General features: G+C 66.7%; 13 protein-coding genes. 4 read left to right on the forward strand and 9 right to left on the reverse strand.

Annotated features, from left to right (window positions below):
* The first annotated feature begins 9 nt into the window (after window positions 1-9).
* Complete coding sequence (locus AC5RW2_RS26675) at window positions 10-576, forward strand: cysteine hydrolase family protein (protein WP_494023956.1); 567 nt, start codon at window positions 10-12, stop codon at window positions 574-576.
* A gap of 13 nt (window positions 577-589) precedes the next feature.
* Here the strand turns inward: AC5RW2_RS26675 and AC5RW2_RS26680 are convergent, their stop codons facing one another.
* Window positions 590-1180 carry a TetR/AcrR family transcriptional regulator gene (locus AC5RW2_RS26680; RefSeq protein ID WP_494001230.1) on the reverse strand — a complete coding sequence of 197 codons (591 nt, stop codon included), beginning with the start codon at window positions 1178-1180 and terminating at the stop codon, window positions 590-592.
* 354 nt (window positions 1181-1534) lie between these two features.
* Here AC5RW2_RS26680 and AC5RW2_RS26685 point away from each other — a divergent pair, with 354 nt between their 5' ends.
* Complete coding sequence (locus tag AC5RW2_RS26685; RefSeq protein ID WP_494074753.1) at window positions 1535-3151, forward strand: MFS transporter; 1617 nt, start codon at window positions 1535-1537, stop codon at window positions 3149-3151.
* A gap of 97 nt (window positions 3152-3248) precedes the next feature.
* Here the strand turns inward: AC5RW2_RS26685 and AC5RW2_RS26690 are convergent, their stop codons facing one another.
* The 3 genes from AC5RW2_RS26690 to AC5RW2_RS26700 form a co-directional block, all read right to left on the reverse strand.
* A complete protein-coding gene (locus tag AC5RW2_RS26690; protein ID WP_494074754.1) occupies window positions 3249-4724 on the reverse strand; it encodes an MDR family MFS transporter in 1476 nt (491 codons plus the stop codon).
* A gap of 100 nt (window positions 4725-4824) precedes the next feature.
* Window positions 4825-5304 carry a MarR family winged helix-turn-helix transcriptional regulator gene (locus AC5RW2_RS26695; protein WP_494001233.1) on the reverse strand — a complete coding sequence of 160 codons (480 nt, stop codon included), beginning with the start codon at window positions 5302-5304 and terminating at the stop codon, window positions 4825-4827.
* Window positions 5305-5430: 126 nt separating this feature from the next.
* Window positions 5431-7170 (reverse strand): CocE/NonD family hydrolase, encoded by a 1740-nt coding sequence (locus AC5RW2_RS26700; protein ID WP_494074755.1) that lies wholly within the window; start codon window positions 7168-7170, stop codon window positions 5431-5433.
* A 217-nt stretch (window positions 7171-7387) separates the two neighbouring features.
* Between AC5RW2_RS26700 and AC5RW2_RS26705 the strand changes: the two genes are divergently transcribed.
* Window positions 7388-8329 (forward strand): MBL fold metallo-hydrolase, encoded by a 942-nt coding sequence (locus AC5RW2_RS26705; protein WP_494074756.1) that lies wholly within the window; start codon window positions 7388-7390, stop codon window positions 8327-8329.
* Window positions 8330-8406: 77 nt separating this feature from the next.
* Here the strand turns inward: AC5RW2_RS26705 and AC5RW2_RS26710 are convergent, their stop codons facing one another.
* The 5 genes from AC5RW2_RS26710 to AC5RW2_RS26730 all read right to left on the reverse strand — a co-directional run bounded on the left by AC5RW2_RS26710 (window position 8407) and on the right by AC5RW2_RS26730 (window position 13603).
* Entirely contained in the window at window positions 8407-9333 is a 927-nt protein-coding gene (locus tag AC5RW2_RS26710; protein WP_494074757.1) for an alpha/beta hydrolase, read from the reverse strand.
* The gene (locus AC5RW2_RS26715) at window positions 9330-10451 is read right to left on the reverse strand and encodes an FAD-dependent oxidoreductase (RefSeq protein ID WP_494013408.1); all 1122 of its coding nucleotides are present in this window, start codon (window positions 10449-10451) and stop codon (window positions 9330-9332) included. Before AC5RW2_RS26715 ends, AC5RW2_RS26710 begins: the two co-directional genes overlap by 4 nt.
* A gap of 127 nt (window positions 10452-10578) precedes the next feature.
* Entirely contained in the window at window positions 10579-11532 is a 954-nt protein-coding gene (locus tag AC5RW2_RS26720) for a phosphotriesterase family protein (RefSeq protein WP_494001891.1), read from the reverse strand.
* A gap of 48 nt (window positions 11533-11580) precedes the next feature.
* Window positions 11581-12570, reverse strand: coding sequence for a phosphotriesterase family protein (locus tag AC5RW2_RS26725; protein ID WP_494074758.1), 990 nt, complete (start codon window positions 12568-12570; stop codon window positions 11581-11583).
* A gap of 289 nt (window positions 12571-12859) precedes the next feature.
* Complete coding sequence (locus AC5RW2_RS26730; protein ID WP_494074759.1) at window positions 12860-13603, reverse strand: GntR family transcriptional regulator; 744 nt, start codon at window positions 13601-13603, stop codon at window positions 12860-12862.
* A gap of 148 nt (window positions 13604-13751) precedes the next feature.
* Between AC5RW2_RS26730 and AC5RW2_RS26735 the strand changes: the two genes are divergently transcribed.
* Window positions 13752-13994, forward strand: coding sequence for a DUF2630 family protein (locus AC5RW2_RS26735; protein WP_494074760.1), 243 nt, complete (start codon window positions 13752-13754; stop codon window positions 13992-13994).
* Window positions 13995-14034 lie beyond the last annotated feature (40 nt).

Consider the following 14034-nt stretch of genomic DNA (forward strand, 5'->3'; position numbering starts at 1 on the left):
GCGGAGGGCATGAAAACTGCGGTGCTGATGATCGACTTGCAGAACGCGTACTTCGAGGACCCTGCCTTGGCCAAGCGGCAGGAAGCCGTGGTGGAGTCAGCCAATCTGTTGATCAGGACCGCGACGGCGGCGCAGGTGCCGGTGCTGCTTGTTTACACGCAGCACCTCAGGGACCGTTCAACCTGGACCCTCAGCATGCTCGACGATGACCAGGGATTCCTGTTCGAGGGGACCGAGCAGGCCGAATTCCTGCCCGGGCTGCAAACAGAGGGCCTCGAGCGCATCGTCAAGACACGCGACAGCGCGTTTTTTGGTACGGGCCTGGCCGAGCGGCTGCGGGACGCCGGGGTGGAACGGCTGGTCCTGGCAGGCGTGGCGACCCACAACTGCGTGGCGCAGACGGCGGCTGATGCGTTCGCCCACAACTTCCGCGTGGTCTTCGCCAAGGACATGATTGCCTCGACCAATGAGGACTATGCCGGTTCCATGCTGCAGATCCTCAGCGATGAGTATCGCCAGCCCGTGCTGGGCCGCGGGGCGCTGGCCGAATTGCTGGCGGGCGCGCGCCAAGGGTGATCCTGCTGGAGGCTTACCCCTCCGAGAGCAGATGGCACCAGGAATCCGTCAGGGTTTCCAGGCACATCTCCCGATCCATGATCCAGCCCGTGCGGATCCACCGCTGCGAGAGGTATTCCAGCTGGCCGAAGGCGAGGACGCAGCGGACCTGGCGGCTGGCCGGGTCGAACCGCCCCGACCGATCCAGCCCGGACGTCATGTCCGCCGCCACATCGCGGAACCAGTCCTCCATGACCTTTGCGACCTCGGGCTCGACCGGGGCCGCCTGGTAGACGGCATGCAGATAGGGGCGCGTTGCTTCCCATTGGTCGAATTTCCGGCTGATCCAGGCGCGGATCAAGTCACGGGTACCCAGTTCCACCACGGTGGATAGGGCCGGGTCGTCCACGCTGGTGAGAATGGAGTCCACCGTCTTCACCACGTCGCCCATCAGCTGCGCCTTCGACGCGAAGTGCAGGTAGAAGGTCGTCCTCGTGGTGCCGGCACGGGCGGCGATGTCGTCGATCGTGGTGGCCGCGTAGCCCTTGGATTCGAAGAGGTCCAGGCCGGTGTCCAAGAGAAGTTGCCTGGTCTGCTGTTTCTGAGCCTCGCGGAGTGTTGCCATGCCACACAGGATAGCCGGTGGCCGCGGATCCTCCGGACCAGCCGCGGCTGCCGTCCGGATTTCCCCGCACCGTTGCAGCACTTCAGCCGCGCGCTCTTCGAGCGCGGAACCTTTCAAATGACACGTCGAATGTTCACTTGACACCCTGTATTTCGAATCACTACTGTTAGCCCCATCACGATGAGCCTGTCGCCTGCGTCACAGGGTGCCGCAGACAGCACAGGGTGTTGCGGCAGGGTCTCGTCCACCACCGGTTCCAGCGAGTGCGGACGAATGCGGCCGCCCATGCCCGGACCGGTTCCGCCGAGCACCACCCGTTCACCACACCGCTCACACCATGACAAGGAAGTTCATATGAGCCAGGACCAGGGGACCCACACGTCATCGCCGCAGTCCGATCCGCCGCCCCAGGCGCCGCCCGTGCAGGTCACGCCCGCGCGCACCAGGGGCACATTGGTCGCTGCATCATTGGCGGTCATGGTGGCGCAGATCGCCAACGCGCTGCCAGGCGCGCTCAATGGCGAATTCCAGGTCACCTTTAACACGTTCGGTTCCCAGCTGACCTGGATCACCGCCGCGTTCATGATTCCGGTGGTGGTTTTCGAGCTGACCTTTGGTGTGCTCGGTGACAAGTACGGCCACCGCAAGCTCGTCGTGGGCGGCGCCGTGCTGGTCATGATCGGCTCGCTGGTCTGCGCCATATCCCCGACGGTCCAGGCCATGTGGATTGGCTCCGCCCTTAACGGCCTGGGTGCGGGTGCGATTTTCCCCGCATCGTTGGCCCTGGTTGCTTCGGTGGCGCGCTCCATGCAGGAGCGCGTGCGAGGCATCGCCATCTGGGCAGGCTTCCTTTCGGCGGGTTCGGCCCTGTCGCCCTTGCTCGGCGGCGTATTTGCCGGCTTCGGCTGGTGGCGCGGGGCCTATGCGGTGGTGGTATTGACGGCCCTCGCCGCACTGCTGCTGACCGCCCTGCGCTCCGCCGAGGCCAAGGTCGCCCGGGAGCGCCGGATGGATATCTGGGGCCAAATCACCTTCGCACTGGGCCTGATCCTGGTTCTCTTCGGGCTGGTACAGGGTCCCGAAGACGGCTGGACCAGCGCCCACGTGGTAGCCGCCCTCGCCTCCGGTGTGGTGCTGTTGGCGATCTTTGTGGCCATCGAACTGCGAGTCGAGTCCCCGCTGCTGGAGCTGAGGCTGTTTCTGAACCGCCAGTTCGCCATCGCGTCGATCGTGGCCGTGGTCGGCATGTTCGCCTTCCTGGGCGCCTGCTTCTCCACGAGCATGTGGCTGGGGCCGGTCCAGCACCAAAACCCGCTGTACCTCGGCCTGCTGTTCCTGCTGCTGCAGGGGCCCGCCTTCGTGCTGATCCCCGTGCTGTCCCGGCTGCAGGCCCGCGTCTCATCCCGCTGGCTGATGACGTTCGGATTCCTGGCCATGGCTGCCGGCGCATTGATCAACTCCACTGCCGATGTCACCAGCCGCGACGTGACCGCTTTCATCCTGCCGTCCCTGCTGGTCGGACTTGGTTTCGCCTTCACGCTGAGCCCGATGACCGCTATAGCCGTGAACTCTGTGCCTCGGGAGATGACCGGCATGGCCAGCGCCACCACCAACCTCCTGCGCGACCTCGGGTTTGCGCTCGGACCGGTGCTGGTGGGCGCCATTGCCCTCTCCACCGCCGGCGGAAAACTCATGACCTCCCTGCAGACCTCCGGTTTGGCTCCGGACCAGTTGGGTCCGGCGATGGGCATTGCGGAAGCGGGCGGGCCGATCGCGCTCAACAGCATCCCCGAGGGCGTCCCCGGATCGGGCGGCAGCCAGTTCGCCCTCGAGGCCCTGGGCAGCGGATTCACGCAGGCCTTCCTGGTGGTTGCCATCGCGGCCCTGGCCGCGGCGTTGCTTAGCTTCTTTGGGTTGCACGGCGTCAAGGAAACCCAACCGGAAGCAGCGGCACCGCGCACGGCCGGGTAGCATCCCGCAGCGTCGCACGACCGAGACAGAGGAAGCCGGCCATCCCTTGGGGTGACCGGCTTCCTTTAAGCGTGCGTGCGGGCGGGGCGGCCGGGCCTTAGTGGCCGGTGTTCTCCTGCAGGCGCCGAACGAACGGTGCGCACACGACGGCCACGAGGCCGAGGATGCCGCCGACCGTGAAGGCGACCCGGACGCCGTCAACCAGGGCGACGTTCGCCGCGATGCCGCCGGCGGCTGCCGCCGCCGTGCCGATGGTCATGGCGGCAACGAGAACCGCGGTACCCGCGGCGCCGGCCAACTGCTGCAGGGTATTCATGATCGCGCTGCCATGGCCGTACTGCTCACGCGGCAGGGCGCCCAGGGCCACGGTCATCAGCGGAGTCATCAGCATGGCCATGCCGACGCAGAACACAGTATGGAAGACGACGATCGTCGGCACCGGGGTATCAATATGGACGCTTCCCAACAGCCACTGCCCGCCGGCCAGCAGGAAGGCGCCGGGAACGACGATGGGCCGGGGGCCCACCTTGTCGTAAAGGCGGCCGACGAGCGGGGACACGATCCCTTGGATCAAACCGCCGGGCAGGAGGGCCAGGCCGATGGTCAACGTGCTCAGGCCCATGCCGTTCTGCATGAAGATCGGCATCACCATGACCGTGCCCAGCATGGTGGCCATGGCGATCATCACGATGATGACCGAGATGCGGAAGTTGTGCACCTTGAACGGACGGAGGTCCAGCAGGTCGGACTCGGTCTTGCGCAGGGCACGCTGACGCTGAATGAAAAGGACCAGCGCGACGGCGCCGACGACCAGTGCCACGCCCGGGGCCCAGGAACCTGCCATCAGGTCGGCGATCGAGGACAGCGCATAGACGATGCCGCCGAAGGCGAAGGCGGAGAGGATGACCGAGAGGACATCCAGCGGAGCCTTGCGCGTCTCCTTGCCGGTCTTGATGGCAATGACGCCGAAGAGGAAGACGATGATGGCCACCGGGACCATCAGGCCGAAGACCCAGCGCCACGTCAAGGAGTTGATGACGGCCCCGGAGAGGGTGGGGCCGATGGCCGGAGCCACGGAGATGACCACCGAGTTGAGGCCCATGACGGTGCCGCGGTGCCGCACCGGCACGGAGGTGAGCGTGGTGGTCATCAGCAGCGGCAGAATGATGGCGGTGCCGGCGGCTTGGACGATGCGCGCGACGAGCAGCACCGCGAACGTCGGGGCGATGGTCGCCAGCGCCGTGCCGAGGATGAAGAGCAGCATCGCACTGACGAAGAGGCTCTTCGTGGTAAACCGCTGAAGCATGAAGCCGGTGGTCGGAATGACAACGGCCATCGTGAGCATGAAGCCCGTGGTCAACCACTGCGCCGTGGTGGCCTGGACGCCCAGGTCCGCCATCAGGTCGGGCAGGGCGACCGTCAGCACGGTCTCGTTGAGGATCATGATCAGCGCTGACAGCACCAAGGCGGTGATCACGGCGGCGATGCGCTTGGGCGAGATCCTCTCGGGCTCCACGGCCTCTGCCGCCTCCACCTCTCCGGGCGGAATTTTCTCCTCTAGGACGTCTTTCATGGCCACCTTTTCTGTTTGTGGGGTGCGGCAGACAGGTGCGCCGCTAATACTTACAAAAGTATAAGTATACCGAAAAAGAAAAGGCCGACTGGCCGACGGTTCAGCGCTGGTCCGGCTCGTTGATCAGCGCCGCCAGGCGCTGGAGGGCGGGCAGGCTCGCCGCGATCTGTTCCTGTTCCCCGGGGTGTAGCCTGGCGGCCGCCGTCCCCAGGGTTTCCGCCCACGCGGTTTCCAGCATGATCCTGATCCGCTGGGACTCGTCGGTGGGGTGCAGCGTCACGTAGCGCTTGTCCGCCTCGTCGCGCCTGCGCGTCACGAGCCCGCGGGCCACCAGTTCACGCAGTTGGGTGCTCACGTTGCTGAACTGGCGGTCAAGCCTGGAAGCGACCTCGGCCACGGTTATGCCCGGGTGCGCTTCGATGACCCGCATGATGTCCACCATGCCGTTGGGCAGCAACGGGACGCCGGAATTCTCGTGGGATTTTCGGCGGACATCGGAGGAGATGTCGATCAAGGCCACCGCCAGATCGCGGTTGTCCTCGACGGCTTTCCGGGCCGTGCCGCCCTCGGTTGTTTCCATTACCCAAGGATAAGAGGTGCGCCGGGCACCTCCGGCCGTGACGTTCAGGATCGCTGATCACCACGGCCGGGGAAGCCTCGGGGGCACCTCGAGGGCGCCCGGCCGGCGGTCGGAGCTGCCGTCGCGTTAGTTCGCCCCATCCTCGGCCTTGCGGGCGGTGAAGGGCAGGACCAGCCGGGACCGGTGTGCGGCGTCGCGGTAAATTTTGTGCGTCACCGGGCGTCCCACCGGGAGGTGGAAGGCGTCCGGAGGCAGCAGTGCGTTGTGCTCGTCGGCCAGCGGCTCGCCGTTGGAAAGCTCGGCCACCAGCCGGTGTCCCGGCCTGAAGGTGTTGGCGAACGGGTAGAGGCGCAGGACATACTCCTCGATCTTCCCCGGCTCCACCGGCACGGCACGGGTGTGCGGGTGGATCGGGCTGCCCTCGCTGGTGCGCTCCTCGTCCAGCTCGCGGTGCGAGGCCTTGAGGTAGCCGGTGGTGATCAGTTGGCGCTTGCCGTTCGGGGCGTAGTCCCACAGGCGCAGGATGAAGTTCGAGTCCGGCTGGTCGATCTCGGCGAAGATGTGCGCGGCGCCGGTGCCGATCATCTCCGTGTCCTCTTCGAACGGCCCGGTGCTCCAGCTGAGGATCTCCACCTTGTCGGTCACCGTCAGGGGCGCCTGGTAGAAGCCGTCCGGGGCCGCATACTCCACGCCCATCAACTCCGGCTCGGCGGACAGCTTGTGGCGCGGACGAAGGTAGAGGGAGGTGTACTCGATCTCCTTCGGCGGCCACTGGTCCGCCTCGACGGTCTCGCGGGAACCTTCGACGAAAACGCTCACGGCCGGCTCGTCCATCACGCCGTTGTCGATGCCCTTGATCCAGTAGTCGTACCAGCGGAACATCTTGTCGTGCTCCTCGATGAACGGGCGCGACTGCATGGGCGGGTAGGGGCCGATGGTCAGCTTCTTGGGTCCCTTGAGCGAGTTGTACAGCTCGATGGTGCCGTCCATGGTCCAGCCGCGGCCCTGGTCGATTTGGAGCCAGACCGGGATGTCGATGTTCGGAGCGAGCGTGATGGGGTTGCGCTCCTCGTACCACTCGCCGTCCAGCTCGTTCATAACGATGTCGAACCAGGCTTCGTGGTTCTTGGGGTAATGCAGCACGTGGACCAGGTTCGGCCAGGCGGCAACGTCCGGGTCCTCGAGGCGCTTGGCGACCAGCTTCTTGAGCTCCTCGGGCGAGTACTTTTCGATCATGCGGGACTTGACGCCGTCGGTGAAGGCCCAACCGGAGTCTCCGCCGCGGCCTTCGCGGGCGGCGCGGGGCATGAACCACATGATGCCGCCGTGGTAGGTGGTTTCGTAAAAGTCGTAGTGGCCGCCGCTGACGAAAATCGCCTTCAGGTGGGGCGGGCGTTCGGCCGCGGCCAGTACCTGCATGGAGCCGAAGTAGGAGATGCCGACCATGCCGACGTTGCCGTCGCACCACGGCTGTTCGGCAACCCATTCGATGAAGTCGTACGCATCCTGGCCCAGCGATACGCCGCCGGCGTTGTAGTTGCCGATGTGTTCGCCGCCGGAGTCGCCGGACCCCCGCAGGTCGCCGATGACGTGGACGTAGTCCTCCTTGACGATGCGGGCGATGTCGCCGGCCTCGATGCAGCCGTCCCACATCGGGCTCGGACGCTGCTGCGGGGGAGTGGTCAGCGCCAGCGCCTGCAGCTCCTTGCCGTACGGACTCAGGGCCACCAGCGCCGGCCGGGGCTTGTCCTCCAGGCCCTGGTAGGTGTCCGCGGCGAGCTCAACGCCGTCGCGCATTGGGATCCGCAGGTCCTTGCGGATCTTGATCGTCTCCCCACCGGCATTCCACGTCGTGAAATCAGTCATGTGTGCACTTCCTTGTTGACGTTCGAGTGCCAGGTGTCCCGCTGGCAGGCGCGCTCTCCGGAGCCCCGCTCAAATTATATTATTATAATAAAGTCCGTGCAAACGATGGTGACCAGGTCCGGGCCGCGGCGCGGAAAGGCCGCGCGAGGGAAGGGGGCCGCGCTGTCGAGCCGTACCATCAGGACCGTGAACGGGTCCCGGAGCCGAGGAGAGAACAATGACGCAAGAAGTGACCATCCATCCGCTGGTCTCGCCCTGGGGCCGCTTCGGTCTCTACAGCTTCTTCATCGACGCGCCCGAGCCGGCCATCGTCGACACGGGCATCACCACGTCGCCGGTCGAGGGAATGGCGCCGGAGCTGGAGAAGCTGGGCCGGCGCATCGAGGACGTTAAGTGGATCCTGCTGACCCACGGCCACATCGACCACCTCGGCGGTGCCCACGCCCTGTGGGAGCTCACCGGCCGGAAGGCGAGGGTCGTCATCCACCGGGCGGACGCCCCGTTGCTGCGCTCCCGGCAGGCGCACGTGCAGAACTACCTCGACGTCCGCCGGCAGTACCTCGACAACCCGAACGCCGTCGAGGAGCAGACGAAGGCGGCCGGGCATGCCATCTCGGGCGAGATGGAACCGGACATGCTCCTGGAGGGCGGCGAAACCCTCAGCCTTGGCGGGGACGTCACGGTCTCCGTGCACCACATCCCCGGCCACACCGCCGGCTCCGTGGCCTACGTGGTGGACGGGCAGGACGCCGTGTTCGTCGGCGACTCCGTCCAGGTCCACGGCGCCGCCAACCACTTCCCGGGGTATGAGGATCCGGACGCCTACCGTGCCAGCCTCCGCTACCTGCGCGACGAAATCCGTCCCAACCGCCTGTACCTTGGCCACCCCTACCGCAACACCGAGGGCGTGCCCTTCGACGTCGGGATGGACGCCGGCATGGCCCGACAGGCCCTGCAGGAGAGCCTGGACATCGAGGCCCGGGTCCGCGCCGCCGTGCGCCGCTCGTTGGAGGGCGGCCTGCAGGAGAGCGACTCGCCCTATTCGCCGTTCGCCTCGGTGGCCGAGGAACTCGGCTATACCGGAGATCCGACGCTGGAGCCTTCCCCGTTCTTCACGACGCTGCACGGCTACCGCAAGCTGTACGGCAAGAGCGCCTGACCGGCCCCACACCCCAGACGACGACGGCGGCGCGCACCTATGGGTGCGCGCCGCCGCTGCGTTTGGGGCGGGTGGGGTCAGCCCCGGTTAAGGAACGCGCCCGTTTCCTGGTAGGCCCGGTACATTTCCGGGATCCAGAAGAAGTTCTGGACGAAGCCGTGGTTGGCGCCCGCGTAGCGGCTGACGGTGGTGTCCACTCCGGCGTCCTGCAGGCGCCGGCCGTAGAGTTCGCCCTCGTCGCGCAGGGGATCGTACTCGGCGGTGATGATCAGGGCCTTCGGCAGGCCGGTGAGGTCCTCGCGCTTGATCGGGGAGACCAGCGGGTCGGCCGGGTCGGCGCCGCTCTCGAGGTAGAAGGAGTTCCACGGCTTCAGCGCCGGGGTCTCCAGGCCGTAGCCGGTGGCGTTCTCCCACAGCGAGGCGTAGCGGTCCTCGTCGAAGTCCAGGTCCAGCGACGGGTAGTACAGGACCTGGTGCGTGATCCGGTCGAAGCCCTCGTCGTGGGCCATCGCCGTCACCGCCGCCACGAAATTGGCGCCCGAGCTGTCGCCGGCCAAAGCCAGGTTCTGGCCGTCCCAGGTTAGGCTCCCGCCCTGCTCGGCGGCCCAGCGGACCACGCCGTAGCACTCCTGCAGGCTGGTCGGGAAGGCGGCCTCGGGTGCCAGCTGGAAGCCGACGGAGATGACCTTGTAGCCGCTCTCCTTGGCCAGCGCCCGCGCGACATGGTCGTGCGTTTCCAGGCTGCCGGAGAAGAATGCGCCGCCGTGGAAGTACACCAGCAGCCCGTAAGACTCCGCCTCCGCCGGGGTGTAGATCCGCACCGGGACCTCGCCCGCGTCAGTGGCCGCAACGGTGTCCTCGACGGCGTGCAGTGGCAGCCGTTCCTCCAAGGGCGCGACGAACTGCAGGTCGCCCGCGCGCTTTGCCTCGGGGTCGGGCCGCGTGCCGTGGTCGAACGGCGGCAGCGTGGCGAGGAGTTTGCCGATCTCGGGGTGGATTGTCACTCGACACCCGCCCCCTTCTCGAAGGACGTGGTCTCCGGGAAGGAGTCACCGATGTCGAACGGCTTGCGGGAGATGTCCTGCAGCACGTCGGTGATGGGCTTGCGCTTGGCCTGGTAGGTGCGCAGGGCGTCCTGCAGGTCGGAGCCGTCCTTGATGGCGTCGGCCAGCCAGGCGGCATCCTGCATGGCGGAGTTCGCGCCCTGGCCCTGGTGATGCAGCATGGCGTGCGCGGCGTCGCCCACCAGGGCAACGCTGTCCGTGTGCCAGGTCGGCTGCTTGTCGATGTCGTAGACACCGCGGTTCGTCATCGAGGCGATGTCCAGTTCCTGGCCGATCTTCTGCAGGCGCTCGTCGAAGCCCTCCAGCAGCGACCCGATGTACTCGTGCGTGACCTCCGGCGCCCACGCGGTGTCGTCGCTCGGGGCGGTGATGTCGAAGGACACCTGGTTGCGGTGGCGCAGCGGCAGGAAGTACACGGTGGTGCCGTTCTGGCCCACGTAGACGCGGAAGTTGTCATTCTCCACCAGGCCATAGGCGTCGTCGGCGGAGATGACGGCGCGCATAGCAATCGTGTGGGAGAACACCGGCTGGACCTCACCGAAGATCTGGTTCCGGACGCTGGAGCGGATGCCGTCGGCGCCCACTACCAGGTCGGCTGTGACCTCCACGCCGTTCTCGAACTTCACGGTGGCGGAGTTGCCGTTATCGGCGATGCTGATCATCTTGTGCCCGATGTGAACCCGCTCGGCCGGCAGCAGGCGCAGGAGGGTCTCGATGACGTCCCCGCGGTGGACCATGCGGCAGTGGTTGGTCTGGGCGTACTCGTTGATGCCCGGCCACGGGTCGCGGGCGATGAGCTCGCCGTTGGCCTGGTAGACCTCGATGGCCTCGGAGGGGGCGGAGACCTTCTCGAATTCTTCGAACACGCCCCACTTGCGCAGCACCTCCACGGTCGGCGGGCGCAGGCCGATGCCGGCCCCTACTTCACCAAGCTCGGGGGCCTGCTCGTAGACGTGCACGTCGGCGCCGAGCTGCAGCAGTGCCAGGGCAGCGGAAGCGCCGGCGTAGCCGCCGCCCACGACGGCCACCTTCAGGTTCTGGATTTCGGAAGTCTGCATTGTTCTGTTGTTCCTTCACTGGACGCCGGTGCAGGCGTCCTCGGGGTGAATGGGTTGGTTGGAATCCGTCGCCGTCGTCGTAGGCGGCAGCGGAGCCGGCGCATGGCGCCGGATGGAGTGATGCGGGTCAGGCCTTGATGGAGAGGAAATCGGCCGGATTGTCCTCGAGGAGGAGCTTGATGGTGGCGTCGTCGATGCCGGCGGCGCGCATGTCCGGGAGCATGTCATCGAAGATGTAGTTGATGGTGTGGCCCTTCACGCCCGGCCAGCCCAGCGGGCTGCAGTTGGCGTCGGCTGAGACGAGCAGCTTGTCCGCGTAGCCCTTGTTCACCAGCTTGACGAAGTGCTCCATGCGCTCGGCGCGTTTGCGGCCCCAGAACGGCGGGTCGGGCAGTTCGAGATCGTAGCCGAAGGTGTCGAAGCCGATGCGGCCGCCCTGCTCGTAAATCCAGTCGTGCGGCGTGATCGGTGCGTTCAGGCCGTCGTCGGCGTGGCCGAAGAGGACGCGATCCAACGGGAGGCCCTCCTCGTTGAAGATGTTCACGGCGGGCTCGGGGTCGATTGCCAGATGCGTGAGGATCGGGACCCCGGTGAGGACGGCCGCGCGGGCGGCCGCGCGGTAGATCCGCTTGTCGAGTTCGGTCATCTTGCCGCCGCGGCTCACGCCGACCTTGATGACGCCGGCCTTGGCGCCCGTGTCGCCGATCCCCACCGTGATTTCGTGGATGAACACCTTCGCCAGGTAGTCCACCGACGCCCGTGCAAAGTGCGGCAGTGCGGTGTCGCCGCCCACGAAGCCGGTGCAGGCGACGATGTGCACGCCGGTCTTGGCCGAGAGGGACTTGTAATAGTCGACGTCGCGGCCGTTGCAGATGCCGGTGGCGTCCACGAAGGTACCGCCGCCGTTTTCGCGGAACCTGCGCAGCTTCGGCACGGTTTCCTCGTAGGCCTGCTCCGGCGACTTCCACCATCGCGTGTCGAGCTCGGAGCCGGGCATGCCGTAGCCGATGTGTTCGTGGACTGCCACGATTTCCAGTTCTTCAGCCGGGATTGTTCCCAGCACGGTGTTGACCTTGGTCATTCCCTCACCTCAGGGTTTCGAAAGCTTGTTGATGGCGGGCCGCGGTGCTCAGCGCACAGCCAGCAGGTTGCGCGGATTGTCCACCAGGATGCGGCGGGCGTCGTCGTCGCCCAGGCCCAGTGATTTCAGGAAGGGGACGAAGGCGGTCAACACGTGGCTGAACGGCAGGTCGTAGTCCGGCTGCCCCTTGGCCACGCCGATCGCGTTGGACGAGAGGATGACCTGGTCCGTGTGGCCGGCCCTGACAAGCTCGAGCACCAGTCCGGCCCGCTCGCGGTCGCTGAGGTAGCCGCCGTCGTCGTCCAGTCCCACGTGGTCCAGGCCCACGAAGGCACCGCGGCGGGCCACCTCAAGCGCCGCACCGGCGGCCGCGGCGTCCTGGCGGTCCAGGCCGCCGACGAGCACCCGCCCGGCGGGCAGTCCCTCGTCCAGGACGACGTCGAGGTCGTGCAGGGCGTCGGCGCCGTAGCGGATGGAGACCGGGATGCCGGTGGCCAGGGCGGTCCGGGCCGCCCCGCGGAACAAGCTCTCGTCGGTGGGGGTCATGCCCTCGCGGGTTGCGGTGCTGGTGACCAGCCCGGCGGCTCCGCGGCGCTCGACCCGCGGGACCACCATGCCCTCGCTGACTTCCTTCGAGAAGAGGTCGGCGAACTTTTCGGCCGGCCAGGGGGTCGGCGGGTTGGTCTGCGGGGTGAGGAAGTAGCCGCCGAGCATTTCCTCCGGCCCCATGCCGGTGGAGGCGATGATGTGCACGCCGGTCGAGCGCGAGAGCGCCTCGTACAGCTTCACGTCGCGGCCGTGGAACATGCCGGTGCTGTCCACGATGGTCTGGCCGCCGGCCCTGCGGAAGTCGGTCAGCTTTCCGGCCAGGACCTCGAAGATCTCCGCCCGGTCCATGCTGATGTCCGGGGCGTACTGGGCTCCCGGGACCACCGAGAGCAGGGCTTCGTGGACCGCGACCACACCCAGTTCGTGGGCCGGAACGGGGCCAAGAACGGTATTGGCCGTCGGGTGCGGGGTTGTTGTTGTATCCGTCATTGGCACAACCTTTCGTCTGACGCCACGCCATGCAGACGTCACGCTGGGAAGGATCATGCACCGCGACCTCTGGATTCATTCCTCGCCGAAACCGGTGCAGGCGGTAGTAAACGAAGGAGGAGCCCCTCGGGAGGCCCGGCGTCCGCTAACGGCCGCGGGCTCCCGCTGATGTGACCTTGATTACCTGTCAACTAGGTTTACATGATGTAGTGTCAAAGTCAAGGCGATTGACCGGAAAACATCTCGTTTCGTTTTGGCTGACGGGGTGGATTTCCCGCGGGGTCGCGGCCTACTGCCCGGTGCTGAACCGGTACTTGAATTTGTCTGCCTGGTGCACTGCGGAGCGCCATCCGGCGGGCAGGTTACCCGTGGTGAAGAAGACCGTCTCGATGACGAGCAACGGGCTCCCCACGGCGACCCCGAAGGTCGCGGCCTGTTCGGCGGTGGCCGCGGTTGCCCAGGCTTCGTGCTCGGCGCGGACGTGTGCGATGCCGAACTCTTTCTTGAGGAGTTCGAAAGCGGAGCCGACGCGTTCCAGTTCCGCGGCGGTGGGGCTGAAGTCCCCGGGCGCCCGAATGTAGACGTCGGCTTCGACGAGGGGCTCATCCTCGACCGAGATAAGGCGGGTGAAATGCAGGAGCCGCTCGTGCGCTTCGAGTCCCAGGAGGTCCCGAATCCGGCCGGGCGGTTCCACCCGCTCGATGCCGGCGACCTTCCCCGTCGGACGCAGTCCGCTCTCGGCGAGGTATTGGTACAGGGCCCCCGAGCGCACGTCGGCCGGCCGCTGGACCCTGGTGCCGATGACCGGGAACGTCCCCTTGCCTTGTTTCCGGTAGATGTACCCCTCGCTGGCAAGCTCCTGGAGTGCCTGCCGGACGGGCGCCCGACTGACTTCGAACCGGCTGAGCAACTGCGCCTCGGTCATTGGCTTCCGCGGATCAGCGATCCCCTCGGCTATTTCCCTGCGCAGGATTTCCCTGATCTGGCGATACAGGGGTACCCCGGACGAGGTGTCGAGCTCGCCATATGCCATGAGTCTTCTGTTCCTCCACATCGCCCGCCACCGGGATTGCCCTGCAGGAAGTCAACCACAGAACGCAGTCCATTGAGGAGGCGGCGGCCCTAGCCCGCGGATGGCGTGCGACGTAGCCTGAGGTGACTACCGCCGGGAGGGGCGTGCCATGGACCAGGACATCCAGAAGTACATCAGCGCGTTGGTCGAGAAGGAACAACAACTGCGCGACTCCACGCCGGAGGAGCCGGACAAGGCCGCCGCCCGCGCCGCCGAGCTGCGCCGCCTGGAAGAGCAGCTGGACCAGTGCTGGGACTTGCTGCGCCAGCGCCGTGCCAAGCGCAGGGCCGGCGAGGACCCGGGCGAAGCAGAGACCAGGCCGGCCGGGGAAGTGGAAAACTACCGGCAGTAGCCGAGCGGCAGGCGGTCCCGGTGGTTTGGGCCCCGCCCCG

This window comes from Arthrobacter sp. B0316-1-20 (assembly GCF_059091865.1).

What these genes read in the sequence shown, in the direction of transcription:
- AC5RW2_RS26675 (WP_494023956.1), top strand. Translation starts at nt 10, where the DNA reads ATGAAAACTGCGGTGCTGATGATCGACTTGCAGAACGCGTACTTCGAG.
- AC5RW2_RS26680 (WP_494001230.1), bottom strand. Translation starts at nt 1,180, where the DNA reads ATGGCAACACTCCGCGAGGCTCAGAAACAGCAGACCAGGCAACTTCTC.
- AC5RW2_RS26685 (WP_494074753.1), top strand. Translation starts at nt 1,535, where the DNA reads ATGAGCCAGGACCAGGGGACCCACACGTCATCGCCGCAGTCCGATCCG.
- AC5RW2_RS26690 (WP_494074754.1), bottom strand. Translation starts at nt 4,724, where the DNA reads ATGAAAGACGTCCTAGAGGAGAAAATTCCGCCCGGAGAGGTGGAGGCG.
- AC5RW2_RS26695 (WP_494001233.1), bottom strand. Translation starts at nt 5,304, where the DNA reads ATGGAAACAACCGAGGGCGGCACGGCCCGGAAAGCCGTCGAGGACAAC.
- AC5RW2_RS26700 (WP_494074755.1), bottom strand. Translation starts at nt 7,170, where the DNA reads ATGACTGATTTCACGACGTGGAATGCCGGTGGGGAGACGATCAAGATC.
- AC5RW2_RS26705 (WP_494074756.1), top strand. Translation starts at nt 7,388, where the DNA reads ATGACGCAAGAAGTGACCATCCATCCGCTGGTCTCGCCCTGGGGCCGC.
- AC5RW2_RS26715 (WP_494013408.1), bottom strand. Translation starts at nt 10,451, where the DNA reads ATGCAGACTTCCGAAATCCAGAACCTGAAGGTGGCCGTCGTGGGCGGC.
- AC5RW2_RS26720 (WP_494001891.1), bottom strand. Translation starts at nt 11,532, where the DNA reads ATGACCAAGGTCAACACCGTGCTGGGAACAATCCCGGCTGAAGAACTG.
- AC5RW2_RS26725 (WP_494074758.1), bottom strand. Translation starts at nt 12,570, where the DNA reads ATGACGGATACAACAACAACCCCGCACCCGACGGCCAATACCGTTCTT.
- AC5RW2_RS26730 (WP_494074759.1), bottom strand. Translation starts at nt 13,603, where the DNA reads ATGGCATATGGCGAGCTCGACACCTCGTCCGGGGTACCCCTGTATCGC.
- AC5RW2_RS26735 (WP_494074760.1), top strand. Translation starts at nt 13,752, where the DNA reads ATGGACCAGGACATCCAGAAGTACATCAGCGCGTTGGTCGAGAAGGAA.